This is a genomic window from Spiroplasma endosymbiont of Ammophila pubescens, from assembly GCF_964020965.1.
In the GTDB taxonomy this organism is placed as follows: Bacteria; Bacillota_I; Bacilli_A; order Mycoplasmatales; family Mycoplasmataceae; genus Spiroplasma.
On record NZ_OZ026611.1, the window covers coordinates 353,734 to 379,967 of the forward strand.

A 26,234-nucleotide genomic window follows, 5' to 3' on the forward strand; every position below is an offset into this window, starting at 1 on the left:
TATAATGTCAAATAAAAAAAGACAATTAAAATTGTCTAAAAAAAAATATGATATTATTATATTAATTTAATAAATAAAAGAATGATAAAGACACTATCATTCCTACTATAAATTGTATTATTAATTAATAATTTTTTCAAGTAAGAGTGAATAAGACTTTCACTCTTTTTTAATTAAATTAAGGAGGTGAAAAATATATGAATAAAAATAATGAAAATAATTTAGATTTAATTTTAAAAGAAAATAAGGAATTAAAAGAAAGAATATTTTTATTAGAAGAAGAATTTAAAAAATATACAAATGATACAAATACTAGATTATCTGAACTTGAAGATATAGAAGCATTAACAAACAAAGTGTGTAGATGTATGGGAAATAAAATAAATAGGAGTTAAAAAAAATAATATTAATTACTTGTTAGTATTTTATATTTATAAATAAAAATAGTTTAAATTAAACTATTTTTTTACTTATTTCTAAAAATTCAATAGCATCATCAATATTATTAACTGTTATGGAAATTGATATTGAGTCTTTAACCTTATTATAATTTTTTTCAACATTAAAATAGCCTTTTTCATTTGAGTCATTGATTTTTTTTATTTTTAAATCATTAATTTTCATATATTTACTCCTTTCTCTTTAATTTACATGACGATGATACCGTCATTAATTAAAATTGTCTATTAAAATTAAATATTTTTTGTTTTTAACATGTCAATAAAATTAATTATTGCTTTTCCGAATACTAAATGAATGGTATTTTTGTTATTTTCATATTGAATTGCGGATAATATTGTTTCACATTCTTTGTTATTAAAATATAGAATAAATTTATCGCCTAATTTTATTTTGTTTAAATCTAAAATATTTGTATTTTTATTAATATCAAATTCAATGACATGTGAATATTTGCTTTGTTGTAATTCTTGTTTAGCATAATCAAATATATTAATTTTTTTATCTAATTTAGCAGTTTTATTTATAATTGGTAAAATTCTATTTTTAATATCTTTTTTATTTTTAATATTTTCAATATATTTTTTAACATCCTCTAAATTTTTTAATTCTGTTTGCGATTCTGTTGTAAATTTTTCTAATTCTAAAAATTCATTTCAATTAAAAATGCTATATTTTGCTATTTTATTTAAATTATTTTCATTGTTTTGATAATAAATTATTATTTTTTTCCCAGCACATTAGCATTATATATAAATTGAAAAACTTTTTCTTCATTCCAATGATCAGATATGGAAAAAAGTCAATTTTCTATGGGCTTTTCTTTATTTTCTATTTTTATAAATTAAAATTCTTCATCATTTATTTTTGTAATTTTAGTACCAATTGGAGCATTTTTAATTAATTCTAATGTTATTTTTTTATTTTCAATTGGAATTTGTATTGTTTTTGATGAAATTTTATTATTTCAAATATTTAAAATTTTATTTAAATTTTCTAATTTTTTATTATTAATAATTTCATTATTTTTAAGTAAATATCAATTTTCTTTAAAATTATTATTTTCATCGTAAATATTTAACTTATTGATTGCTTGTTTGTAAAATAATCTATTTTTAAATTATAAATATCATTAATGTTATCTTTTAAATAATTTTTTTCGTTATTTTGTGAATTAAAAGTTATATTAATTTTTTTATTTTTAATATCTAATTCAAAAGATAAATAATTTCTTGTTTGGTTATAAATAATTTTATAAAAATCAAAAAAACTTACTTCTGATTGATTATCTTGTATAAATGTATATTTGCTATTATTTGATTTATTAGTTCATATTAAGTTATTTTTTCAAAATTCCTTTAAAAAACTATCTTGATTAAAATAATTATAAAAAATTGTATTTAATCCGTTCCAAATAGGTTTATTTATACTATTTTTAACTAATATTTTAAAATCAAAAATACCAATTATTGGTTTACAACTAACTATGCAAGATTTATTTTCTTTAATATTTTCGATATTTGTTATTATTCCTAAATATATTTTTTGATTAATATCATTAGTTATATAAACATAATCCCCAATAATGGCGTTTATATTATTTTTACTTAATATAAATTTTGAAACTTGTAAAACATAAATATCTTCATAAATATTATACTTTTCAACAATGCTATTATCTTTAAAGTTTAAATTAATTTGTGAAAAAATATTAATATTAAGATAATTAGACTGATAAATATTCTTCATAGTATTTTATTTCTAAACTCCCTGCTAATTTTGATGTTGGTAGATCATTAAATTATTTAATTTTATATTCTCCTATTGGTATTGTAAAGAATGTATTTAAATTAAAATCTTGTTTTTCGTAAATATTAATTTCTTGTTTAATTTTATTGTTTTTATCTTTAATAACTTTTATAATTTTTTGATTTTCGATAGTTGTATTAATAATAATTGCTTCATTTTCCTTAATTTTTTCATAAATTTTACATTCGCTAATTTCTTTATTATCTTTAAGAAGTTTTATATGTGGATTTATTGATGCACAATTTATGATTATTTCGCCTTTTGCTGGTAAATCACTATTATTTTTTATTTTCTTTGTTTGATCATAAATACTTGTGTATTTAAATGCTCCAAATTTATAATTATATTTTTTTCCGCCACTTGTATCAATAATTAATTCTCACTCAATTTGAATTTCTTTTTTTCAATTAGAAACTTGTTCTAAAATAAAATCAATTTCTAAATTATTGAATTGGTTTAATTCATTTTTACCGATATTTTTAATATATACATCACAATAATATTCATTATAGTTATTATTATATGTAACACCATAAATTAATTTTAATGATTCAGAGTTAGCAAGTTCATATTTTATTTTTTCAATAAAATCACGATATTTTTGATATGCGTTAGGGTTTATAAATAATAATTTTAAGGATAATTCATTTAATATTTTTTTATTTGATTCTAAAATAAAGTTATTTTTAACATTTAAAAAAGAATTATTAAAACCAATGCCAAGATTATTAAAAGAAATGGTTAATATATCAGTAGTATTTTGTAAGTCAATAATTTCATTATTACTTGTTTTTATTTTAAATGTTCTAACTATCATAAAATGTTAACTCCTATTTATTTTATTTCCTATTTGTCTAAGTATTTGATTTGTTGATTCTTCAATATCCATATTATTTGAAATATTAAAATTATTATTAAATGTATTACTATTATTTATATTTTTTGTATTAAGAGTTGATTGTTGTAATGCTGGTTTTTGAATTTCTGGTAATGATGAGATTTAAATATTTACTAATCCAAATGTTAAATATTTTAGCCCTGTTAATACTTTATTTATTAGTCATATAATACTATTTAAAATTTTAATTAAAAAATTAAATGGAGGTATTAAAAAAGTTATAATTGCTTTTCCAATCTTAGCAAAAATAGATGCTAATCCATTAAATAATGTAAAAATTGGTTTTAAAATTGGCATTAATGCTTGAAATAAATTTTTAAGTAATTCAATAACTGGAATTAATAATTGTTTACAAATATTCCCTAATTCTTTTAATAATTCTTTAAATTCTTCATTTTGGACTAATAAAGGTACTTTCTGATAAAAGCGGAGTCATTTCTACTGCTTCACCCGCTTCTAATGAAACAACAGCACGAGTGGTTGATAAACTATTTTTGATATAATTAGCAGTATTTGAAAAACCTTTTATTGGTGATATGCCAGTCATTTTTGAAATTCCTAAAATTCCCGTACCAGAAATTCCTGTAGAAGTAAGTCCTAAACCAACACCTCTTAATTTATCTTTAAATGCTTTTTGTTCATTTTCGGGTAATGATTGATAATGTTGATTGATTTCATTTAATTTTTGTTGTTTTTCTTCTTTTGATAGAGAATTATATTTATTTATTGTTTTTTTTAGTTGTTGTTTCTTGTGAATTTGCAATATTTATGTTTATTGGTTTTTTTACTGAAGGTATAGGTATATTGTTATTATTACTTCCAGTAGATTTATTTGAAATTGTTATATTTCTTTTGATTTTTCTGCTTCTGTTAATTTTTGTTGTTTTTGTATATCTGTATTTTTTTCTTTTGAATTTATAATATTTTCTTCATTTGTATTTTGTAACAAAATAAAATTATAATGATTTTCATTTACATGAAATATTTGTAAGTTTACATTTGGATTATTTGTTTCAAATATGTTTCTATTATTTACATTAATATTAGAACCTAGCAAATTACCAATCGCTAAAATTTCAAGTTGTCCACCCCACGATGAGGATTGTCTCATTCTTTCTAAGTAATTATTAATATTAATTTCATTTTCGCTTATCTGAATTGCACTGCGAAAAGTTTCAATCTGATTTATCTGTGAATTTATTTGTGTTGGATTGTCTAAATTACCTCTTATATAATCAACAACACGATTACGAAACACATTTGTTACTAAATTATTTGCTATTTGATTTTGATATCATAATTGATTTAAATTTCTATTATTTTCTAAATCATATTGCTTTAATAATTTTTTAATAAGTTGTAAATATTTTAAATTTTCTTCACCAAATAATTGGATAAATCGGTTTTTAAATTCTTCATTATTATTTCTTACTGGCAATAAATAAGCTGTTGCAACAGATCAAAACAAACAACTTCCATCTGCTGGAACATCATATTCATATGTTGGTTGTAATAATGTTTTTATTTTTTTTGGGTTTCTTGCAAATTGTTTTCAATTTTTGTTTTTTGCTTTTGTATTAAATCTTCTTTTAATAAAATATTTTTACATATATTTATTTTTTTATTTAGTTCAATAAATTTCTCTAGAATATTTATTATTTTTATTTGTTTATACTTTTTTGCATAATCTAAGGGGTTAATATCTAAATTATTTTTTGCATAGACATCACCACCATTATTAATTAATAATTTTACAATTTCTAGATCGTCATTTTTTATCACAACAAATAAAGGGTTGAAACCTAAATTATTTTTTGCATTAATAAATTCTTCAAATTTTTTATCTTTGTATAATTCTTTCCCTTTCTTAATTAATAATTTTACAATTTCTAAATTATTATTATATATTGCATAAAATAAAGGTACTCCTTTTTGTTGGTTTGATTCATTTATTTTAATTTTATCTTTTGAATTTTGATTATTTAATAATTCTTTGACAATTTCTAAATTATTTTTTGATGATGCTATATTTAGGGGTGTATCACCATATTCATTTGTAATATTAACATTAATTTTAGGATGTTTTAATAATTCTTTTATAATGTTTATAGAATCATTTTGAACTGCTAACAATAATGGTGTAAAAATATTTAAAAAATAACTATTTATTGTTATCTCATTAATATTTAATTTAATTAATAGTTTAATAATATCTAAATTATTTTTTTGAATAGAAGAAAATAAAAGAGAAGTATCATTATTAATAAAATTAAAAACAAGTATTTTATCTTTTTTTATTTCATTTTTTACTTTTTTAATTTGATTTTTTGCTCAATTAAAATCTAAAATAAATAAAAGAGGAGATTCTATTTTAAAGTTAATTTTTCTTTTAAAAGAAATAATTTTTTTATTATAGTGTAATCCCAATATCAGTTCTAATCTATTTATAATATCTCTTTTTATTTCTACAAAAATTTTATTTTCTGATTTATCAATTAATTTTTCTATTATTTCTAATACTTTTTTAATATTGTTTTTTATTAATTTTAATAAATTATTTAGAGAATTAGCAACATCTTTTTTTGCTTTTAATATTTTATTAACATTATAAAATATTTCTTTTTCATTAAAATTACTTTCTAATTTTAATATTTTGTCAATTTCTTCTTTTTCATTTTCTCATGTTTTTTCAAATAAACTTATTATTTCTATCATTTTTTCATTTATTATTTCTGATTCTGATTTTATTAATATTTCGTTAATTTCATTTTTAAATTTATAAAAAAAATCATTAATACTCTTTTCTTTTATTAATTGTTCTCAAATTTCTATTCTAAATTTATTTATCTGTTCTGAATATTCACCTCAATTTCATAGTAATTCTATTTCATTATCTATATATTTTTTTCAATTAATTGTTTGATTATTTTTAAATACTTTTTCTTGAATTTCAGTTAATATATTCATATTTATATTTTTATTTTTTGCCATTATTTCTTCTAATTTTTTAATATTTTTAACATTTGCAAAAATTTCTAAAGTTTTTTCATCACATTGAAATCTCATAGCTTCACTTGTAATAAAAATTATTCTTACTAAATCATTTTTAATTTCTTGACTTTGTTTATTTTCATTATCAACTTTTGTTAAATTTTTAATTGCATTATTTAAAATATCTTGAGAAATATTAATTTCTTCAAAAAAATGTTTATTATTTTGTTCTTTTTTTATAACATTTAAACCATTTTTTGTATATGCCCCTGTATAATTTAAATTAATCTTTTGACAATTATATTTTTCTGCTACTTTTTTATTTATAGTTTTAGTTTTTATTTCCTCGATTTTTAAACCTTCACCTTGTAAATTTTTAATTTTATTATCTAAATATTCTTTATAATTATTATAATTTACAGAAGGAATAAATATTAATATTTCTTCTTTTAATTTTTCTATTTTTTTATTTTTTTCATCAATTTGTTGTTTATTTTTTGTTTTTCTTGCTTCAATTAATTCTTTATTTAATTTATTTAAATCTTTTGCCTTATTAATTTCTTTTTTAATTAATTTGTTAATATTTTTGATATTGTTTTCAATTTTTTTTATTTCTTCTGGATCTTTTTCAATTTTTACCTGTTCTTTTAATTTATCTAATTCTTTTAATTTATTAAGTTTTTCCTTAATTTTTCATTCTAAGCTTTCTTTTTCGGCTTTATCTTTGCTTTTTTCTTTGATTAATTTATTAAGTTTTTCTAAATCAGTTTTTATTTTTTCTAGTTCAGTAATTTCATTTTGATTATTTTGTTTTATTTTTTCTAAAAGTTCATCATCAAAATAAAAATATTGATTCTGATTATTAATAAATCCTAATAAGTAAAAGTTATTTAAATTAATTACTAATTTTATACTTTTATTATCACTATTTTTTAATGTTAATATTAATATTTTTTCTTTGTTATTTTGTTGTTTTTTAAATCAATCAGCCATTTTTGGTTCTAATTCTTCTAATTTAGAAATAATTGTTTTATTATCAAGTTCTTTACTTATAAGTCCACCCATATTGATACTTCTTAACGGATCAATATAATTTTCATCAATAAGTTCTTGTAACATTTTTTGAATATTATCAGAATAATTTTTATTTAAAGTAATTTCTTTTTCAATAATATAAACTTTACTATCTGAAATTGCTAAAAATTGAGATTGTTGTTCATCTTGCATTTTTGGAGTAGTTGAGGTATTTTCGTTATTTTGTCTTTTTTTAATACTGTGTTTTCTATTCGGTGCTGCTGCAATTACTGATGGTATTGCATTTCCAGTTATCATAATTGTTCCTAATAATCCTAAAAGTTTTTTCATATTATTTATTTTCTTTCTTCCTTGAATATTTTTTTCAATTTCTACTGACATTATATATATATGCAAGACATCTATATTTAGAAAGAATAGGAAAAATAGAATGATTATTATTGTAATAATATTAGGAAACAAATGGCAATTTTATATTGTGATCTTCCATTAAATAAATAATTTTGTATTTTAAAATTACTTTTATTTTGATAAACTAAAATTATTAAATTAAGTATCATAATTCAAAAGGGGTATTTTTTTATGTATGTGTATTGTAAAATTTGTGGTAAGTGTGATCATCAAAAAAATATTTTAATTTTGTAGAAAAGAGTTTTCTACAAAATTAAAGAAAAAATAAAGATACAAACAAGACACCAAATAAAAATTAAAAATTTATATGTTATAAATAATAAATCCAACTTTTTGTTGACTATTTCCTAAAATCTTAATATGTATAAATAATTTTAATTCTCTCTTTTTAGTATTATATTTTAATGGCAATATCATACTTATTAATAAAAGTGTATTTTAATTTGATGTATATTTTATTAAAATCATATTCTTTCTATAAAAATAAGGTTATTATATTAATTTTTTTTATAAAATTAATTTGACAAATATTTAAAGTAGAGTTAGTGTGTGAGTATTATTTGATAATAATTAGAAGATGGAAATGCTAAAATGATTACAAATATCGATTTTTTTAAAGACGCTGAAGAAGAAAATGATAAAAAATATGTTGAAGATATTACTAAAAAATTGATTGAAACAGATGATGAATTGTTTAAAATGACAAAAGAAAATCCAGAATATCAAAAATATAAAATAAAAGAAAAAAGAAATAAAACTATAATAACAAAAAAATGCCGTGTAACTATTCCTCGAAGAAGATATTATTATTTTGATGAAATTTTAAAAAGAAATGTATCTGTTTTTTTGTTAGACGAATATTTGGGAATTGAAAAATGACAAAGAACAGAAAATTAATTACGAGAAAAAATATTATTATTTATGGGTGATGGAAAAAGATATAGTGATGTTATAGATACAGTTGCGGATTCAAAAGTTAGTAATATGACAATATCAAATATTTATAAGAATGTTTATTTAGATAAAATTGACTATATTCATATTAATCAAAGTAATAAAATAGATATTACTGGAGATACTATATATGTTCAAGCGGATGGTACATTTCAAATTATGCGAGATGATAAAACCAAAGAAAAATTAAAAGAACATATATTAATTTCTAGTATACATACTGGGTTTGATAAGGAAAAATCAACTAAAAAAAGACCAGTAATTGAAAATAAAAAAGGTGTTTTCGAAATGAATAATATTCCACATAAAATTAAAAATTTAACTAATATTAAGGTATTTACAAATAAAGTTATTGAAGCAATGCATAGTTATAATATTAAAAAAGATACAAAGATTTTAGTTTTGGGTGATGGTGCAAATTATATTGAAACTATAGCTAATGCTATTGCGAAATAATTTAAAAATAATATTATTGATGTAAGTTTAGATAAGTATCATTTAGTTAAAAAATTTGAACATTTATGATCATATCGAAAAAGAAATAAAATGCAAGAAATAAAATATAATGTAGCAAAACACTATTTTTATAATGGCAAATATGATGAATTATTAGATTTATTAAATTCTCTTTTGCCATATATTGTTGGAAATAAACGAAGTTATTTATTAAAAACAATTAAATATATTAAAAATAATGAAAAAGGTATTCGTAATCAAATTCTTTCTAATAATATTGGTTGTCATATGGAAGGTGATATTTCGAAAGCAAAAAGTGTTAAAGGTAGAGGAGGCAAAATTTATAATAAATTAACTTTTAATAATTTATTAACTGCTTCAATGATTAAAACTAATAGTGAAACGAATATGAAAAATAATAAAGAAATGAAAAATATTGTAATTAATAAAAATAATTTAGTTGAAGTTCTTAAAGTTTAAAATTTAAGTATTTAGTTTTTAATTTATTATTTTTAAAGATGTTAAATAAATAAAAATTATTTTTTAGTGTGCAAAAATAATAAAAATAAAAAATATAAGAGATAAATATTGACAATAAAATAGTTTGGTTTAAAATAATAGTGTAAGTGGAATGCTTAAAGCGTTCTAATTTCTTAAATTATATAAGTTACCCTATAATTTTTTATACGACCAAAAGTTTTTCAATTAGTTAATGAATCAGGATTATTATTAGTTGTGTCTAATGAACTCCAAGTTTCACTAACTGAATTAACAAATCATATTATTCATCATTTAGCTTTTATTATTATTTTATTTGTATTAGTCTTAAATATTTTTGTTAAAGTTATTGGTTTATTTGAAAATAATCACCAACCAAAATGGTGAATAACAATTAGTATTTTAATTAAATGTTATTGTGGTTCTTTGCTAACTAAAAAAATGCTTGGAAAAAACGACTTCAAAAAAATTCACATAACTCAAAAAAAGTTAAGAACATCATAACAAAACTAATAGATTACGATAATCAATTACTAAAAGAATATCAAACAAAGTTAACAAAATTAAAAACCCAATTAACAAATACGCATCAGCAGAAAAAGAAGGATAATTATCAGCTATCAATTAGCGCTTTAGAACAAAAGATTCAAAATTTACAAGAGGAAATGGAACAAATTTATGATAACAAAAACAACAAAATCTTTTAACAATAAAATTAAAGAATGATTTAAAAAAATTTTTCGCCGCTTAATAAATCAACATCAACATACATTATTAAAAAATCCAATTTCGTTACAAAAAAATACTGTTTTAGGAATTGAAAAATTTGATTTTTATTATAATTTTGGAACCAAACAAGCATTGTTTAATAATATTAACTTAAATATTTTGCGAAACAAAGTAACAGCTTTAATTGGACCATCAGGATGTGGAAAATCAACTTTGTTACGAGCAATTAATCGAATGAATGATTTAATTGAAGGTACAAGAGTTAATGGTGCAATTATATATAATGGTAAAAACATCTATCAGTATCATCAAAATATTATTTCATTGCGAACAAAAATTGGAATGGTTTTTCAAAAACCGAATCCATTTCCAAAGTCAATTTATGAAAACATTGCCTTTGGATTAAAAAGTTTAGGAATTTTTGATAAAAGAATTCTCGACCAAACGGTGGAATCATCATTACGACAAGCCGCATTATGAGATGAGGTTAAGGATAATTTGCAGGATTCAGCATTAAGTTTGTCAGAAGGACAACAACAACGATTATGTATTGCTCGTGCAATTGCGTTAAAGCCAGAAATTTTGTTAATGGATGAACCAACAAGTGCATTAGATCCAATTGCAACTGCGAAAGTTGAAGAGTTAATTTTGGATTTAAAAAAGAATTTTACAATTATTATTGTAACGCACTCTTTATAACAAGCGGCACGAATTTCTGATTATACTGCATTTTTTTGAATGGGACAGTTAATAGAATATAATAAAACAGCATTATTGTTTTCTCATCCTCGTGAATCAAAAACAGAAGATTATATTACAGGTCGTTTTGGTTAAAAAGATTAAATTTATTATTTGGTTCTATTTTGATGATAAAGTAACCTTTAATTTGAATATTTTCTAATTTTCTTGCAAATTGACTCCATAGGTTGTAAAATATATTGTAAGTATGCAATATTTTTATTGCAAACTAAGAAGGTATCAAATATATGTAGAGGAGAAAAAGTAGATGACAAAAATTGCAATTAACGGGTTTGGACGTATTGGCCGTTTAGCTTTTAGAAGATTATTTGACGAAAAAAATGTTGAAATTGTCGCAATTAACGATTTAACTGCGGCAAAAACCTTAGCAACATTATTAGAACTTGATTCAGCCCAAGGAGGATGAAAAAGAGGAAAAATTTCTTCAGAAGAAGGCGTTATTATTGTTGATGGGAAAAAAATAAATGTTTATGCCAAAAAAGATCCTGCTGAGTTACCATGAGGTAAATTAGGCATTGATGTTGTTGTTGAATCAACAGGATTCTTTGCTGATCGTGTTGGTGCTTCAAAACACCTTACAGCCGGAGCAAAAAAAGTTTTAATCTCAGCTCCAGCAAAAGGAACCGATGTTAAAACAATTGTTTATAATGTAAACCATAAGGAAATTAAAAAAGAAGATACTATTATTTCAGGGGCAAGCTGTACAACTAACTGTTTAGCACCAATGGCAAAAGTATTAGACGAAAAATTTGGAATTGAAAAAGGATATATGACAACTGTTCATGCGGTAACAAATGATCAAAGATTGTTGGACTTAGCACATGATGATTTAAGAAGAGCACGTGCTGCTTTTTCAAATATTGTTCCAACTAAAACGGGAGCAGCAGCAGCAGTTGCATTAGTATTACCACAATTGGAAGGTCGATTTGATGGAATGGCTTTACGTGTTCCAACTATTACTGGTTCAATTGTTGACTTAGCAGTTGAATTGAAAAAAACAACAACAGTTGAAGAAATTAATAATGCAATGAAAGCAGCAGCTTCAGAAACTTTTGGTTATAATACACAACCAATTGTTTCATCAGATATTATTGGTGAAACACACGGATCAATTTTTGATGCAACATTAACAAAAATTATTGAACGTGATGGTAAACAATTAGTTAAAGTATATGCATGATATGATAATGAAATGTCATATGTATCACAAATGGTACGTACATTATTATACTTTGCGACAGTCTAATTAAAATATACAAAACACTAAAAAATATTTTAGTGTTTTTTTATTTTTCTAAAAAAAGATATTTCTTATGCTATGATATTTATATAAGAATTACTCTTATAAAAATAATCTAATAAACTATAATTAATATCCGTTTGTTTATTTACTATTGATAATGGAGACAATTAAAGCAATTAAGGAGAGCAAAAAATGAAAAATCCTATTTTAGAAAAGCATTTTAGTAATATTCGTGATCAACTAAAATTAATTTTAAATACAGAAAAAATTCATGACTCAACAAACCCAATCCAATTATTATATGATAATGTTCTTTTAATTCAGAACAATGGACGCGTTATTACCGATGAGGATTTTACATATCGTTTAGAATTAGCCTTGGCAGATACTTATAAAAAACTGTCATTACGAATTGATTCATTATTACGAAATGCTAAAACATTAGCTTTTAGTTATTTTAAAGAAAAATTAGATATTAAAGAATGACGCGATGATTTATATGCTGATGCTGTTGAAATATTAAATGAAAAATATGATGATAAACTAATGCAAATAGATTTTATTTATATTCCTTATCAGATGACAGAAATGTTAAATGAAGGTTTACGCAATATTTCTTCACGAAAATTACATGAAGTAACAGCATAAAAATAAGTTTTATTTATGAATAAATAGTTATGGAAATAACTATTTTATTTTATTAATTTTTAAAGACCTTAATTGTCTTTAAAAAACCCTTATTTTATTGGCAAAAATGCGATATAATTTATATTGTTAAAATGTATAACAATGAGAGGGATATATTATGAGTCAAAACAAGAAATTATTTTATGTTACAACCCCAATTTATTATCCAAGTGCGCAATTACATATTGGACATGCATATACTACCACATTAGCTGATATTATTAATCGTTATAAAAAAATGGCTGGTTATGAAACTTTCTTTTTAACAGGCAGCGATGAACATGGTGAAAAAATTGAAAAGAAAGCAAAAGCAGCAGGGGTAACACCATATCAATTTACAACAATGATTGTTGATAATTTTAAATTATTATGAAATAAATTAGGAATTGAATATTCAAAGTTTATTCGTACTACTGATAAAGAGCATGAAGTTGGAGTCCAAAAAATTTTTAGTAAATTATATAATAATGGAGATATTTACTTAGGAGAATATGAAGGTTTATATTGTGTTAGTTGTGAAGAATTTTTAACTGAAGAACAAATTGGTAAAGTAACAAACCAGTGCTTAGTTTGTGGTAATAAACCACAAAAAGTAAAGGAAGAAACATATTTTTTTAAAGTCTCAAAATATAGTCAATTTTTAATTAATTATTATAATAATCACCCTGGTTTTATTGAACCAGAACCAAGAAAAAATGAAATGTTAAATAATTTTATTTTACCAGGCTTAACTGATTTATCTGTTACTAGAATAACTTTTTCCTGAGGAATTAAAACCTTAGAAAATGATAAACACATTATTTATGTTTGAATTGATGCATTATCAAATTATTTAACAGCATTAGGTTATTTATCAAATGATGAAACATTATTTAATAAATTTTGAAATAATGAGGATGTTGAGATTTTGCAACTATTAGGAAAAGAAATCGCTCGTTTTCACACGATTTATTGGCCAAGTATGCTAGAAAGTTTAGGATTACGTCAGCCTAATAAACTTTTATCGCATGGTTGAATTTTATTTAAAGATACTAAAATGAGTAAATCAATTGGAAATGTTGTTGATCCATTATATTTAATTGATAAATATGGTCGAGATACATTACGGTTTTATTTAGGATATGAAATTCCAACTGAAAATGATGGTAAATTTTCTTATGAAATGTTTTTAGAATCATATAATGCTCATTTAGTTAATAATATAGGGAACTTGGTATCACGAGTAAGTAATATGATTAGTAAATATTTTAATGGTCAGTTAGTAAAACAACAACAATTGGATAATGTGCTAATTGAAAGTTGTATCCAAGCGGTGCAGAATTATCAGCAGGCAATGGATGTTTATCAAATTTCAGCAGGACTAAACATTATTTTGGAATTATGTAATAAGGCGAATAAATATATTGAAGAAAATAAACCTTGAGAGTTAGAAAAAAACGAAAATATGGAGCAATTATATGAAACTTTAGCAAGTTTAGCTTATACTATTATTGTTAGTGCTTTTTTATTGCAGCCAGTTTTAGTTGATAATGCGCAAAAAATTGCCGATTATTTTAATGTTAATTTAAATGATTTAACATTTGAAACAATTTTAACGCAAGAAATCATTTATAATAAAACAATAGAGAAAAAAGAAAACTTATTTAATCGTGTTAATGTAGAACAAAAATTAAAACAAATTGAAGCAGAATTAAATTAATAAAACTAGTAAAGGAGGGAGTTTAATGAAAAAATATGATGTAATTGTAATTGGTGCTGGTCATGCTGGTGTCGAAGCAAGTTTAGCTGCAGCAAGAATGAAAAAAAAGACATTATTAGTTACTTTGCATAAAGATAAAATTGCATTAATGCCATGTAATCCCTCAATTGGTGGTCCAGCTAAAGGGATTGTTGTTCGTGAAATTGATGCCATTGGTGGTGAAATGGCAAAGGCAGCTGATGCAACATCTTTACAAATGAAATTATTAAATTCTTCACGTGGTCCTGCTGTATGAGCATTACGCGCTCAATCAGATAAGATTGAATATGCAAAATATATGCAAAAAGTAATTGAAAAGCAAGATAATTTAGATTTATATGAAGGAGCAGTTCAATCTTTATTGGTTGATGATGACAATAATTGCTATGGAGTAATGTTAAAAGATCAAACACAATTTTTTGCAAAAAAAGTTATTTTAACAACAGGAACATATATGCAATCTTTAGTGTTACAAGGAATGACAAAAAAAGCAGAAGGACCTGATGGCGACATTACAACAGCAGGATTATCAACCCAGTTAAAACATTTAGGGCTTGAGTTATTTCGTTTAAAAACTGGTACACCAGCACGTGTTCTTAATACTTCAATTGATTATAGTAAAGCACAACCAGAACCAGGGAGTGATTTGCAACTAGCTTTTTCTTATTCAACAAAAACCTTTACACCGTTACAAGAGCAAGAATTATGTTGATTAATTCATTCAACATCAAAAACACATAATATTGTGCAAAAAAATTTAACAGCATCAGCAATGTATTCTGGAAATGTAAAAGGAACAGGGCCACGTTATTGCCCAAGTTTTGAAGATAAAATTGTGCGGTTTGCTGATAAACCACGTCATCAAATTTTCTTAGAGCCAGAATCAAAGAGTTTAAATACAATTTATGTGCAAGGATTTTCAACTTCAATGCCAATTGATGTACAAAAAAAGATGCTACGTTCCTTGCCAGGATTTGAAAATGTTGAAGTTTTAAAATGATCTTATGCAATTGAATATGATGCAATTGTACCAACACAATTAAAACATACGTTAGAAACAAAAAAAATTAAAAATTTATATACGGCGGGTCAAATTAATGGAACAAGTGGCTATGAAGAAGCTGCTTGCCAAGGTTTAATGGCTGGAATTAATGCTGTTTTAAGTATTGACCAAAAAGAACCTTTCATTTTACGTCGTGACCAAGCTTATATTGGAGTGTTAATTGATGATCTAATTACAAAAGGGACAGAAGAGCCTTACCGTTTATTAACTTCTCGTGCTGAATATCGTTTATTATTGCGCAATGATAATGCTGAAGAACGATTAAAAAATTATGCTTATCAATTTGGTTTAATTGATCAAAAAAGTTGAATTGAATATCAAAATAATGTGCAAAGTTATAATGAAATAATGCAATTGTTAAAAGAAACTTATTTTACGGCAAAATCACCATTAATTCAAAAACTAACTAAATTAGGTGTTGTCAACATTACAGAACGCATTTCTGGTTATAATTTATTAAAACGATCAAATATTGAGTTAAAATATTTAGAGGAGGAGTTACCACCGTTAAATAATTTAAAATCATTTTTAAAACAAAATTTATTAATTAATATTCGTTTTGAAGGATATATTAAAAAAGAACAAGAAATTGCTTTAAAAACAATTAAGTTGGAAAATAAATTAATTCCAGTTAATTTGAATTATGATTTGGTAGATAACTTGGCACTTGAAGCACGAGAAAAATTTAAAAAGATTAGACCAATTTCAATTGGTCAAGCGAATCGAATTTCAGGAATTAATCCAGCTGATATTCAAATGCTGTTATTTCATTTAAAAAAAATGGAATTGAATGCAAATAGATAAGAGGGTGAAGTATGAAATTATATAATACTTTGACTCGTAATTTTACAGATTATGATCAAGCAAAAAAAATTAATATTTATGGTTGTGGACCAACTGTCTATAATTACATTCATATCGGTAATGCTCGTGCAATTATTATTGTTGATTTATTAGTTAGTTTTTTACAATTTCAACATATTGAAGTTAATTATATTCAAAATTACACGAATATTGATGATAAGATTATTGCTAAAGCAGCAACAGAACATAAAACTGAACAAGAAATTGCAGAATTTTATATTAAAGCTTTTGAAGAAGATGTTTTTAATTTAAATGTTAGAACACCAGCAAAGCGAGTACGAGTAACAGACCATGTTAAAGATATTATTACTTTTATTCAAAAATTAGTTAAACTTAATGCTGCATATGAAGTTAATGGTAGTGTATATTTTGATATTGCAAAATATCAAGCACAATATGGACAATTAGCTAATAAAAAAATTTCAGAATTAGAAACTAATATTCGAATTGAACATGATGCTAATAAGCATAGTCAATATGATTTTGCTTTATGAAAGCAAACAACCGAAGGAGTTTCTTTTCCCTTTTATGATCAAACGGGTAAATTATATCAAGGTCGCCCAGGTTGACATACAGAATGTGCTGTCTTAATTGATAAATTTTTTCATAAAGAAACAATTGATATTCATGCCGGCGGAATTGATTTAGTTTTTCCTCATCATGAAAATGAACGAATTCAATTTTTAGCAAAAAATAATAAGGAAATTGCAAACATTTGAATGCATAATGGGCATTTAAATGTTGCTGATAAAAAAATGAGTAAATCATTAAATAATACTATTTTAGTTCGTGATTTTATTAAATTATACGGAGCAAATACATTACGTTATTTGTTATATGCGACTAATTATACACAACCATTAAATGTAACAGAAACTTTAATTATTAGTACACAAGGTGAAACCGAAAAGATTTTTAAAGTCTTAAAAGCAGTAAATTTATATTTAGCTGAATATAACTTAAATTATAATTTAGCACAACATGGTGACAATGTTAAGAAAGTTCTTGCTGAGTTAGCAAATAATTTAAATAGTCCAAATGTTTTAACTATTATTAGTAAAATGACTAAAATTATTAATACTCAATTACGTGATAAAAAACTTAATTTGCAACTTGCTAGTGATTTTTATAATATTATTTTTAATATTATGAATTTTAATTTTAAGTTACCAGTGATTAGTGGTGAAATTCGTAAATATTTATTAGAATGAATTAAGTCAAAAAATAATAAAGATTTTGTCAAAGCAGATGAACTTCGTAAGGTTTTAGTAGAAAAAGATATTTTGTAACGGAATGAAACAAAAATAAATTAATATTATTGGTGCCGGGTTAGCAGGTTGTTAAATTGCTTACCAATTAGCAAAACGTGGTTTAAAAGTAAAATTATATGAAGCAAAAACATTATTTAAAAATCCAGTTCAAAAATTAGATACATTTGCATAATTAGTTTGTTCTAATTCTTTTCGTAGTGTTTCAAGAGAAAATGCAATTGGAATTTTAAAAGAAGAATTAAAGTTATTAAATTCTTTCATTTTAAAAACAGCTTATGATGTTCAAGTTCCTGCTGATGATGTACTTAGTGTTGATCGGGAGTTATTTTCACAAAAAGTTACAGCAACTTTAATAAAACATCCTAATATTACCATTATTTATGATGAATTTATTAAAATAGATCCAAAACAAATTACTATTATTGTTGTTGGACCACTAGTGACAACAAATTTTGCTCTTGATCTTAAAAAGTTAGTTGGTAAGAAAGCATTGTATTATTATGATGGTTCAGCCCCAATTGTAACAAAAGCTGGAATTGATTTTTCAAAAGCATATTATGGCGCACGACATTCAGAACAAAAAGATTATATTATTTGTCCATTAACAGAAGATGAGTTTAATCAATTACTTACAGAATTAGTAACGGCAAAACGAGTTCCTATTGCAGATTTTGAAAAATATTTTAGAGGTTGTCAACCAATTGAGATTATGGCACAAACATCACGAAAAATTCTTTTGAATGGACCAATGAGTAGTAATAATTTACCAGACAAAAATGGTAAGCAGCCATTTACAGTGGTTCAATTACGGCAAGATAATGTCATTGATAATTTATATAATATTGTATGTTTACAGACGAATTTAACATGGCCAGAACAAAAACAAATTATTACACAATTTATTCCAGGTTTAGCAAAAGTAGATATTGTTCGATATGGAGTTTTACATAAAAATAATTATATTAATTCACCAAAAGTTTTAAATTAATTTTTACAATATAAACAAAATAATAATATTTTTTTTGCTGGTCAAATTATTGGGTAGAAGGTTATTTAGAATCATCGGCAGCAGGTTTATTATGCGCTTTAAATGTCTATCAATATGTAATGGATTTACCATTAATTAAATTTCCTTCAGAAACTGTGTTAGGAGCATTAGTCAACTATGTTACAAATCCAAAACAACGAGATTTAAAACCAATGAAAGCAAATCTTGGCATTATGCCAACTTTAACAACTAAGTTTAAAAATAAACCAGAGAAAAATTTAGCACTTTATTCTCGGGCAATAAAAAAATAAAAGAAACTATTAAAAAATATCAAATTAAATTATAATACTTATAAAGAAATTTATTAATATAGGTTATGAATAATAAAACAGGAAAAGGAAGAAAATATGCAAGAATATATATACATTTACGGAATTAATCCTGTTGTGGAGTCATTACTAAATCCAGCAGTGAAAATTAATAAACTTTATTTATTACCACAAGGGAAAAATAATGATTATTATTTGAAACTAGCTAAAAGTCGTCAAATTAAAGTTGTCTTTTGTTCAACAGATAAAATGACAGCTCTTGTACAAACTAGTAAGCATCAAAGTCTGGTATTGGAAATTTGCAAGCCAGAAAATTATTCATTAACTGCAATAATAACAAAAGCATTACAAAATAGGCATCCATTTTTATTAGTCCTTGATCAAATTTCTGACCCACATAATTTTGGGGCAATTTTGCGTACTTGTGATTTGTTTAATGTTGATGGGGTTATTATTCTAGAAAAACGCCAAGTTGATATTAATGCTACTGTTGCCAAAACCTCTGCAGGTGCTTTTAATTATGTTCCAGTTTGTCGAGTAAATAATTTAACTAATGCAATTGAATATTTAAAAAAACAAGGGTTTTGAATTTATGCAACAAGTTTAACTACAACAGCCCACAATGTAAGTGAATTAAAATATAATACGCCAATTTGTCTAATCGTGGGTAATGAAGGAACAGGGATTAGTGCAAAATTATTAAAGCATTCTGATTTTAATATTTATATTCCAACAACAGGTCATCTTGATTCTTTAAATGTATCGGTTGCTAGTGCTATTTTAATTTATCAAATTAAAATGTTGCAACAATAAAATTTAATTTAGAAATGATTTGACTATTGTTACGATGAATGAATATGAATTACTTTATTTATTTCAAGAAGGTCATAATCAAACAGCATTATTTAGTTTATATAAATTATATGTATCCTTTCTAGAAGATGTTAAACGCCGAACTTTTTATAAGTATTTTGGTTTACCAATTGAATTAGCTGATTTAGAAAGTTTAAAGTATTTTTCAGTATTAGAAAGTGCCAAAATGTATAATCCCCATTCGTCAAAAAAATTAAAAGATTTTATTTTTTAACGTTACACATGAGATATTCATAAACAAATTCGTCAATTTTTTAATATAAAAAATAAAGTTTTAAATTATTACATTAAATTAACTAATGAAAATATTACTAATCAAGATGAAAATTTTTCAAATAAAATTGCTTGTTTTGATGAACAAAAACAAATTATTAAAATATTTTATCAACGATTATCACCATTAGAAAAAGAAGTATTTCGGTTATGATTTGCTGGTGAAAATATTTATAATATTCACCACTTATTAGGGTTAAATTATCGGCAAGTTGATAATGCAATGCAACGAATTATGCAAAAAACAAGAGATTTTTACAAAAATAGTTAATTAAGTATATGAATATTGTTATTAATATACTATAATTAATTATGGTGAATATTATGCGCGAAAAGATTATATTAGTATGTTCAGAATGTTTAAATCGAAACTATACAACATTTAAAAACAAAATGACACAAAAAGAACGATTAGAAATAAATAAGTTTTGTAAAACATGTAATAAACATACTAAACATAAAGAAACAAGGTAGAGGTGTTTGCAATGAAAAAAAATGAAAAATCAAAAAAGAATGTTAAAACAGTTTTAACAAAAGAAGAAAAAAAAGCGTTAAAAATTCAAAAGAAAAATGAAAAAGCAGCGCTAATTTTTCAAAAAAAAGCAAGTAAAACAGCACCAATTCAACTTGGAACAAAAAAAGTAAGCACAACACCAGAGGTTGATGAGAATGGTGAACAAATTAAAAAAGGTCTTTTTAAGCGTAAAAATTCAAATAAAAGTAAAAAAACAAATTGAAAATTAGCTTTTCGTGAATTTCCTGTCAAAATGGCAAAAGAAGTCACAAAAATTCGATGAACAAGTAAGGGTAGTTTAGGACGCAAGTTTTTAATCACAATTTTATTTATTATTGCTTTTGCGGTGTTTTATTTAGTATTAGATTTAGTTTTATATCATTTACTAACTGTTGCTCGCATTATATAATAGATAAGTTTAAAAGGAGTAAAGTAAGGTAATGTTAGGAAAAAACACAATAACAGATGAAATCATTGATAATGATAAAAGTGAAGACAGAGAAACTTTAGAAGATGTTACAAAGTATCCTGGAAAATGATATGTAATTAATTGTTATTCTGGACATGAAGACCGTGTTCGTGATGACTTAATTCAACGGGTAGAATCATTAAATATGAAAGATGTTGTTTTTGATATTAGAGTTGTAAAAGAGATAGTTTTAGCTAAAAAAGGTGGAAAACTAATAGAAAAAGAAAAAAATGTTTATCCAGGTTATATTTTTATTAATATGATTATGAACGATGAAGCTTGATATATTGTTCGGAACACAACAGGGGTTACTGGATTTATTGGCTCATCAGGGCGAGGAACAAAACCTTTTCCTTTAACAGATCAAGAAGCAAGGAAAATGCTTTCAAAATCATTGGCAGCTAAAAAAACAGCAACACAGCAAGGGAAAAAAGTTAAAAAAGTATTTGTGGCAAACTTTGAATTGAATGATTATGTTCGAATTTTATCAGGAACTTTTACTGATATGGAAGGACAAGTAACAAAAATTGACACTTCAAAAGGGATTGCGATAGTAAATTTAGAAATGTTTGGTCGTTTGACACCTACTGAAGTTGAATTTGACCAATGTAAAAAAATTGGTTAGGTTAGCATAGCAAATTAATATTAATTTTTGTTATGCTTTTTTTAAAATGATAAATGTAAACCGTTTAACTGAGGATACTTTTTTTATGCGAAATGCTATTGTTGTTGCACGCGAACTATTAGGAAAATATTTAGTTCGAATTATTGATGGGAAAAAAATTATTTGTAAAATTATTGAAACTGAAGCTTATGATGGACCCGAAGATGATGCTAATCATGGTTTTAACAATAAACGTAGTTCTCGTAATGAAACACTTTTTTGAAAAGGTGGCTTTGCACATGTTTTTCTCATTTATGGGATGTATCATTGTTTTAATATTGTTACTGACCAAGTTGATTTTCCAAGTGCAGTTTTATTACGCGCTGGTGAAATTATTATTGATGAAACTGTTCCTGACTTTGTTTCAACACCACGGTTAGCAAATGGTCCTGGAAAGTTATCACGCTATTTAAAAATTACTAAAGCTGATGATGGACTTTCTCTGCTAGAAAGTTCAGTTTTATATCTTGCCGAAGATACAGCATCAACTGCAATTGAAATTACAACTACACCACGGGTCAACATTGAGTATGCAACAAATTTTAAATTAAAACCATATCGATTTTATATTACGGATCATAAAGCAGTTTCGAAAAAATAAGAGGTTAAAATGAATAAAACAAAAAAAGCAGAAATTTGAAAGGTTCACCGGGAATTTCCTTATCTTGAGATTAGCAATATGGGGCGTATTCGTAATATTGTAACAAAGAAAGTTAAGGAATTAAAGAAGCCAAAAAATACTAATTATTATTTAATTCGTCGTCGTGAAGATGGAAAAACAAAAACAAGGCCATTACATAAGTTGGTTGTTGAGTTATTTATTGGTTCAGTTCCGCCAAATATGACAATTGATCATATTAATAGTAATCCTCGTGATAATCGAGCAGAAAATTTAGAAATTGTTTCAAAACGAGAAAATACAATTCGGCAAATTAGGATGTGATCACATCCGCATAGTTTTTATAATCGAGATTTAGTGGAAGCACATAGTGAGAAACAATGAATGTATCGTGGTGAACTATATAATTGAATTGAAATCTTAAAGCTATTACATGCTCAAGGAATTATATACTATCAAGTGAAATGAAAAGGAAGTAGTAAAGGGCGAATTGGTCAATTACCAAATGGTGAAACAATTATGCGTGTCAAAAATATTGATTCTAATAATGGTGATGATGATGATTTTTAAAAAAAACTATTATGTTGTTTATTCATAATAGTTTTTTTAAAAAAATAATTTGTGATTTAAGTCCAGCACTAGCATTTAAGTCAATAATACCATGATAGTTTAATTTAATAGCATCAACAAGTGTTGCTGATATGCAAACATCTGTAGCAACACCAACAATGACTAAGTTAGTAACCTTGTGTTCTTGAAGAAATTCATGTAATCCATTTGAAGTATGATTATCACTAAAAAAACCACTGTAGCTATAAAAATCTTGTTGTGTTCCTTTTAAAATAATATGGTCAAATTGCGATGTAGTTAATTTATATAACTCACTGCCAAATGTATTTGTAATGCAATGTGGACCTCATTTAACAAACGAACAATGATTATTAGGATGAAAATCTTTTGTCGCAATAACTAAATCACCATTCTGATGAAATTCATGAATTAAAGCAACAATTTTTTCATATAATTTTTCTGCTCCTGGAACATATAACGCTCCTTTAGGATCAACAAAGTCATTTTGATAATCAACCACACAATTAAGGCTTTTTATTCATTTCATAATCCTCTCAATTATTTTTTAAATGTTTATATATTACCATATATATTGTTATAATGTTAAAAGAAATTAAAAATTCTAGGGGGATATTGATGATTAAATTAATTAAAACAGCGTTACCAGAATTAGAAATTACACCTGAGTAAGAAAAACAGTTACAATTATATTATCAATATTTAGTTGAACAAAACCAAATTATGAATTTAACTACAATTATTAATGAAGACGAGGTTTATCTTAAACATTTTCTTGATTCAGGATTATTATTAAAAGAATTCTCATTGTCAAAGGAGATGACAGTTAGTGATGTTGGCAGTGGGGCTGGTTTTCTAGGGCTGGTTTTAAAAATTATTTGCCCAACAATTAAATTAACAATTATTGAAGCATTAGAAAAACGATGCTTATTTTTACAACGATTAGTGATGAAGTTACAATTAAAAAATGTTGAAATTATTCACGCTCGAGCAGAGGAATATAGTCGAGAGCATGCTGAATCTTTTGAACTTGTTGTTTCTTGTGCTGTTGCTAATTTAGGGGTGATTTTAGAATTAGTAGTGCGAATGGTTAAAACATCGGGAAGGATTATTTGTTATAAAGGACCAAATGTTAAGGCTGAATTACAAGCAGCGCAAAAAACTTTATCAGTTTTAAATTTAAAATTAGAAAAAATTCAACATGAAACGATTTCACAACTTGGTGAACGAAACATTTGTTATTTTATTAAAACAGAGGCAACTGCAGAACCATATCCTCGTCGGTTTAATCAAATAAAAAAATTTCCAATTGGATAAAGTGTTATATAATAATAATGTATAAAATTATCAAATGCAACAGAACAGAAAGGACAATTATGGGAAAAATTATTGCAATCACAAACCAAAAAGGTGGCGTTGGTAAAACAACAACTTCGATTAACTTAGCGGCCGGATTGGCACGTACTGGACGAAAGATTTTATTAGTGGATATTGATCCCCAAGGAAATGCAACAACGGGTACAGGTGCTAATAAAGAAGAAATTCATGAAAGTATGTATGATGTTTTAGTTGGACAAATCCCATTAAAAAATATTATTATTTCAAATATTATGACTAATGTTGATTTAGCACCAGCAACCATTTCATTAGCGGGAGCAGATATTTATTTGATGGAAAGAACAGAAGATAACCAAAGCATTTTATTAGAGCGGATTAAACCGGTTCGCGATAAGTATGATTTTATTTTAATTGATTGTCCCCCTTCCTTAGGATTAATTAATCGAAATGCACTAGCTTGTACTGATTCTGTTTTAATTCCAATTCAAGCAGAGTATTATGCTTTAGAAGGTTTGGCACAGTTATTAACAACAATTCATTTTGTACAAAAAATGTTTAATGAAAATTTAGCAATTGAAGGAATTGTTTTAACAATGTTTGATTCACGAACAAAATTATCATTTGAAGTGATGACAGAAGTTAAAAAATATTTTAATGAAAAAGTTTATCGAACACATATTCCAAGAAATGTTAAAATTAGTGAATCACCATCACATGGTTTGAGTATTTTTGAATATGATAAAGGTGGTGCAGGTGCAGTTGCTTATGAAGAATTAGCGAGAGAGGTGTTGGCAAACAATGGCAAGTAATACTAATAGTCGATTAAGTTCAAAAGGGTTAGATAAAATTTTTGGTGAAGGAATCAACAAAGTAATTAAAGGGATTGAAAGCAATGATGTATTAAAAGAGACAGCGAATGAAATTGTATTAGCGGAAATTTTTCCTAATCCGCATCAACCCCGTAAAAATTTTAATGAAGAAGAATTAACAGAATTAGCACAATCAATTAAAGAATATGGTTTAATTCAACCTATTATTGTAAAAAAAACGAATAATGGTTATTATTTAGTTGCCGGAGAGCGTCGTAGTCGAGCTGCCAAATTAGCAGGATTAACAACGATTCCAGCAATTGTTGTTGATTTTAATGATCAGCAGATGAAAGAAGTTGCTTTAATTGAAAACATTCAACGGGTTGATTTAAATTCAATTGAAGAAGCTAATGCTTATAAAGAATTAATTGAGTTACTAGGATTAACCCAAGAAGAATTAGCACAACGAATTGGAAAATCACGAAGTCATGTCACAAATACGATGCGATTATTAAATTTACCAACTGAAGTGCAAACCTTGTTATTAGAAAATAAAGTAACAATGGGGCAAGTTAAACCATTAATTAGTTTAAATGTTGACAAAAATGAATTAAAAAATATTATTAATAAGATTATTAATTTAAATTTAAATGCGCGTCAGGTTGAAGAATTGGTCAAAGAATATAATCCAAAAATAACGAAACCATTAATTAAAAATTCAGAGAAGGATTCATCAAAACGAGCTGTTAATGAATTTTTGGAAAATAAAATAATGCGAAAATTAGGAACAAAAGTAGTTATTGATACTGACAAAATTGTTATCAAGTATACTGGAATTAAAGATTTAAACCGTATTTTAGAATTATTAGGTTTAATTGATGATTAATTAATAGTAAGGAAGAACA

31 protein-coding genes and 1 pseudogene are annotated in these 26,234 nt (G+C 24.5%); 23 read left to right on the plus strand and 9 right to left on the minus strand.

All coding sequences use genetic code 4. From position 1 onward, the window contains the following. Nucleotides 1-197 precede the first annotated feature (197 nt). Complete coding sequence (locus ABNT63_RS02220; protein ID WP_348736232.1) at nucleotides 198-395, plus strand: hypothetical protein; 198 nt, start codon at nucleotides 198-200, stop codon at nucleotides 393-395. A 58-nt stretch (nucleotides 396-453) separates the two neighbouring features. On the opposite strand, the gene ABNT63_RS02225 is transcribed toward ABNT63_RS02220, so the two are convergent. From ABNT63_RS02225 to ABNT63_RS02255, 7 genes are all read right to left on the minus strand, one after another. Further along, the gene (locus ABNT63_RS02225) at nucleotides 454-624 is read right to left on the minus strand and encodes a hypothetical protein (protein WP_338955876.1); all 171 of its coding nucleotides are present in this window, start codon (nucleotides 622-624) and stop codon (nucleotides 454-456) included. A gap of 912 nt (nucleotides 625-1,536) precedes the next feature. Further along, nucleotides 1,537-2,208, minus strand: coding sequence for a hypothetical protein (locus ABNT63_RS02230; RefSeq protein ID WP_348736233.1), 672 nt, complete (start codon nucleotides 2,206-2,208; stop codon nucleotides 1,537-1,539). A 52-nt stretch (nucleotides 2,209-2,260) separates the two neighbouring features. Continuing rightward, a complete protein-coding gene (locus ABNT63_RS02235) occupies nucleotides 2,261-3,085 on the minus strand; it encodes a phage distal tail protein domain-containing protein (RefSeq protein ID WP_348736234.1) in 825 nt (274 codons plus the stop codon). A gap of 183 nt (nucleotides 3,086-3,268) precedes the next feature. Then, complete coding sequence (locus tag ABNT63_RS02240) at nucleotides 3,269-3,463, minus strand: hypothetical protein (RefSeq protein WP_348736235.1); 195 nt, start codon at nucleotides 3,461-3,463, stop codon at nucleotides 3,269-3,271. A gap of 85 nt (nucleotides 3,464-3,548) precedes the next feature. Continuing rightward, nucleotides 3,549-3,929 carry a hypothetical protein gene (locus tag ABNT63_RS02245; RefSeq protein WP_348736236.1) on the minus strand — a complete coding sequence of 127 codons (381 nt, stop codon included), beginning with the start codon at nucleotides 3,927-3,929 and terminating at the stop codon, nucleotides 3,549-3,551. A 78-nt stretch (nucleotides 3,930-4,007) separates the two neighbouring features. Continuing rightward, nucleotides 4,008-4,634, minus strand: a complete 627-nt coding sequence (locus tag ABNT63_RS02250; protein ID WP_348736237.1) for an OTU domain-containing protein — start codon at nucleotides 4,632-4,634, stop codon at nucleotides 4,008-4,010. A 53-nt stretch (nucleotides 4,635-4,687) separates the two neighbouring features. Next, entirely contained in the window at nucleotides 4,688-7,573 is a 2,886-nt protein-coding gene (locus ABNT63_RS02255) for an ankyrin repeat domain-containing protein (protein WP_348736238.1), read from the minus strand. 621 nt (nucleotides 7,574-8,194) lie between these two features. Here ABNT63_RS02255 and ABNT63_RS02260 point away from each other — a divergent pair. The 10 genes and pseudogenes from ABNT63_RS02260 to cysS all read left to right on the plus strand — a co-directional run bounded on the left by ABNT63_RS02260 (nucleotide 8,195) and on the right by cysS (nucleotide 17,883). Beyond that, nucleotides 8,195-8,500: a UPF0236 family transposase-like protein gene (locus ABNT63_RS02260; protein ID WP_348736239.1), complete on the plus strand. Its 306-nt coding sequence runs from the start codon at nucleotides 8,195-8,197 to the stop codon at nucleotides 8,498-8,500. Nucleotides 8,501-8,524: 24 nt separating this feature from the next. Further along, nucleotides 8,525-9,013: a hypothetical protein gene (locus ABNT63_RS02265; protein WP_348736240.1), complete on the plus strand. Its 489-nt coding sequence runs from the start codon at nucleotides 8,525-8,527 to the stop codon at nucleotides 9,011-9,013. A 90-nt stretch (nucleotides 9,014-9,103) separates the two neighbouring features. Then, complete coding sequence (locus ABNT63_RS02270; RefSeq protein WP_348736241.1) at nucleotides 9,104-9,493, plus strand: hypothetical protein; 390 nt, start codon at nucleotides 9,104-9,106, stop codon at nucleotides 9,491-9,493. Nucleotides 9,494-9,748: 255 nt separating this feature from the next. Continuing rightward, nucleotides 9,749-10,015, plus strand: coding sequence for a hypothetical protein (locus ABNT63_RS02275; protein WP_348736242.1), 267 nt, complete (start codon nucleotides 9,749-9,751; stop codon nucleotides 10,013-10,015). Nucleotides 10,016-10,261: 246 nt separating this feature from the next. Continuing rightward, nucleotides 10,262-11,074 (plus strand): annotated as a pseudogene (gene pstB / locus ABNT63_RS02280) (phosphate ABC transporter ATP-binding protein PstB). A gap of 172 nt (nucleotides 11,075-11,246) precedes the next feature. After that, nucleotides 11,247-12,245: a type I glyceraldehyde-3-phosphate dehydrogenase gene (gap, locus tag ABNT63_RS02285; protein WP_348736243.1), complete on the plus strand. Its 999-nt coding sequence runs from the start codon at nucleotides 11,247-11,249 to the stop codon at nucleotides 12,243-12,245. 189 nt (nucleotides 12,246-12,434) lie between these two features. Further along, nucleotides 12,435-12,890 carry a hypothetical protein gene (locus ABNT63_RS02290; protein WP_348736244.1) on the plus strand — a complete coding sequence of 152 codons (456 nt, stop codon included), beginning with the start codon at nucleotides 12,435-12,437 and terminating at the stop codon, nucleotides 12,888-12,890. Between the two features lie 157 nt (nucleotides 12,891-13,047). After that, nucleotides 13,048-14,628: a methionine--tRNA ligase gene (gene metG / locus ABNT63_RS02295; protein WP_348736245.1), complete on the plus strand. Its 1,581-nt coding sequence runs from the start codon at nucleotides 13,048-13,050 to the stop codon at nucleotides 14,626-14,628. Nucleotides 14,629-14,650: 22 nt separating this feature from the next. After that, complete coding sequence (gene mnmG / locus ABNT63_RS02300) at nucleotides 14,651-16,534, plus strand: tRNA uridine-5-carboxymethylaminomethyl(34) synthesis enzyme MnmG (protein ID WP_348737128.1); 1,884 nt, start codon at nucleotides 14,651-14,653, stop codon at nucleotides 16,532-16,534. A gap of 11 nt (nucleotides 16,535-16,545) precedes the next feature. Then, entirely contained in the window at nucleotides 16,546-17,883 is a 1,338-nt protein-coding gene (gene cysS, locus ABNT63_RS02305) for a cysteine--tRNA ligase (protein WP_348736246.1), read from the plus strand. Nucleotides 17,884-17,943: 60 nt separating this feature from the next. Here cysS and ABNT63_RS02310 read toward each other — a convergent pair whose 3' ends face one another. Beyond that, nucleotides 17,944-18,126 (minus strand): hypothetical protein, encoded by a 183-nt coding sequence (locus ABNT63_RS02310; RefSeq protein WP_348736247.1) that lies wholly within the window; start codon nucleotides 18,124-18,126, stop codon nucleotides 17,944-17,946. Between ABNT63_RS02310 and trmFO the strand changes: the two genes are divergently transcribed. The 9 genes from trmFO (at nucleotide 18,092) to ABNT63_RS02355 (ending at nucleotide 23,164) form a co-directional block, all read left to right on the plus strand. Beyond that, nucleotides 18,092-18,853 carry a methylenetetrahydrofolate--tRNA-(uracil(54)-C(5))-methyltransferase (FADH(2)-oxidizing) TrmFO gene (trmFO, locus tag ABNT63_RS02315; RefSeq protein ID WP_348737130.1) on the plus strand — a complete coding sequence of 254 codons (762 nt, stop codon included), beginning with the start codon at nucleotides 18,092-18,094 and terminating at the stop codon, nucleotides 18,851-18,853. The genes ABNT63_RS02310 and trmFO overlap by 35 nt on opposite strands. Nucleotides 18,854-18,972: 119 nt before the next feature. Further along, the gene (locus tag ABNT63_RS02320) at nucleotides 18,973-19,164 is read left to right on the plus strand and encodes a hypothetical protein (protein WP_348736248.1); all 192 of its coding nucleotides are present in this window, start codon (nucleotides 18,973-18,975) and stop codon (nucleotides 19,162-19,164) included. Nucleotides 19,165-19,260: 96 nt separating this feature from the next. Next, on the plus strand, nucleotides 19,261-19,995 hold the full coding sequence (gene rlmB, locus ABNT63_RS02325; protein WP_348736249.1) for a 23S rRNA (guanosine(2251)-2'-O)-methyltransferase RlmB: 735 nt from the start codon (nucleotides 19,261-19,263) through the stop codon (nucleotides 19,993-19,995). Between the two features lie 34 nt (nucleotides 19,996-20,029). Further along, complete coding sequence (locus tag ABNT63_RS02330) at nucleotides 20,030-20,269, plus strand: hypothetical protein (RefSeq protein ID WP_348736250.1); 240 nt, start codon at nucleotides 20,030-20,032, stop codon at nucleotides 20,267-20,269. 383 nt (nucleotides 20,270-20,652) lie between these two features. After that, nucleotides 20,653-20,802: a 50S ribosomal protein L33 gene (gene rpmG / locus ABNT63_RS02335; RefSeq protein ID WP_004028373.1), complete on the plus strand. Its 150-nt coding sequence runs from the start codon at nucleotides 20,653-20,655 to the stop codon at nucleotides 20,800-20,802. A gap of 11 nt (nucleotides 20,803-20,813) precedes the next feature. After that, entirely contained in the window at nucleotides 20,814-21,251 is a 438-nt protein-coding gene (secE, locus tag ABNT63_RS02340) for a preprotein translocase subunit SecE (RefSeq protein WP_348736251.1), read from the plus strand. Nucleotides 21,252-21,282: 31 nt separating this feature from the next. Next, on the plus strand, nucleotides 21,283-21,936 hold the full coding sequence (gene nusG, locus ABNT63_RS02345) for a transcription termination/antitermination protein NusG (protein WP_348736252.1): 654 nt from the start codon (nucleotides 21,283-21,285) through the stop codon (nucleotides 21,934-21,936). 46 nt (nucleotides 21,937-21,982) lie between these two features. Then, nucleotides 21,983-22,576 (plus strand): DNA-3-methyladenine glycosylase, encoded by a 594-nt coding sequence (locus ABNT63_RS02350; RefSeq protein ID WP_348736253.1) that lies wholly within the window; start codon nucleotides 21,983-21,985, stop codon nucleotides 22,574-22,576. Between the two features lie 9 nt (nucleotides 22,577-22,585). Continuing rightward, nucleotides 22,586-23,164, plus strand: a complete 579-nt coding sequence (locus ABNT63_RS02355) for an HNH endonuclease signature motif containing protein (protein ID WP_348736254.1) — start codon at nucleotides 22,586-22,588, stop codon at nucleotides 23,162-23,164. Here the strand turns inward: ABNT63_RS02355 and ABNT63_RS02360 are convergent. Next, nucleotides 23,136-23,684, minus strand: coding sequence for an isochorismatase family protein (locus tag ABNT63_RS02360; protein ID WP_348736255.1), 549 nt, complete (start codon nucleotides 23,682-23,684; stop codon nucleotides 23,136-23,138). The two genes, ABNT63_RS02355 and ABNT63_RS02360, sit on opposite strands and share 29 nt — an antisense overlap. A 221-nt stretch (nucleotides 23,685-23,905) precedes the next feature. Here ABNT63_RS02360 and rsmG point away from each other — a divergent pair, with 221 nt between their 5' ends. From rsmG to ABNT63_RS02375, 3 genes are read left to right on the plus strand one after another with little or no spacing between them, the layout of a single operon-like run. Next, complete coding sequence (rsmG, locus tag ABNT63_RS02365; RefSeq protein ID WP_348736256.1) at nucleotides 23,906-24,499, plus strand: 16S rRNA (guanine(527)-N(7))-methyltransferase RsmG; 594 nt, start codon at nucleotides 23,906-23,908, stop codon at nucleotides 24,497-24,499. A gap of 59 nt (nucleotides 24,500-24,558) precedes the next feature. Next, the gene (locus ABNT63_RS02370; protein ID WP_348736257.1) at nucleotides 24,559-25,329 is read left to right on the plus strand and encodes a ParA family protein; all 771 of its coding nucleotides are present in this window, start codon (nucleotides 24,559-24,561) and stop codon (nucleotides 25,327-25,329) included. After that, nucleotides 25,319-26,215 (plus strand): ParB/RepB/Spo0J family partition protein, encoded by an 897-nt coding sequence (locus ABNT63_RS02375; protein ID WP_348736258.1) that lies wholly within the window; start codon nucleotides 25,319-25,321, stop codon nucleotides 26,213-26,215. The genes ABNT63_RS02370 and ABNT63_RS02375 overlap by 11 nt, the downstream gene beginning before the upstream one ends. Nucleotides 26,216-26,234: the final 19 nt, after the last annotated feature.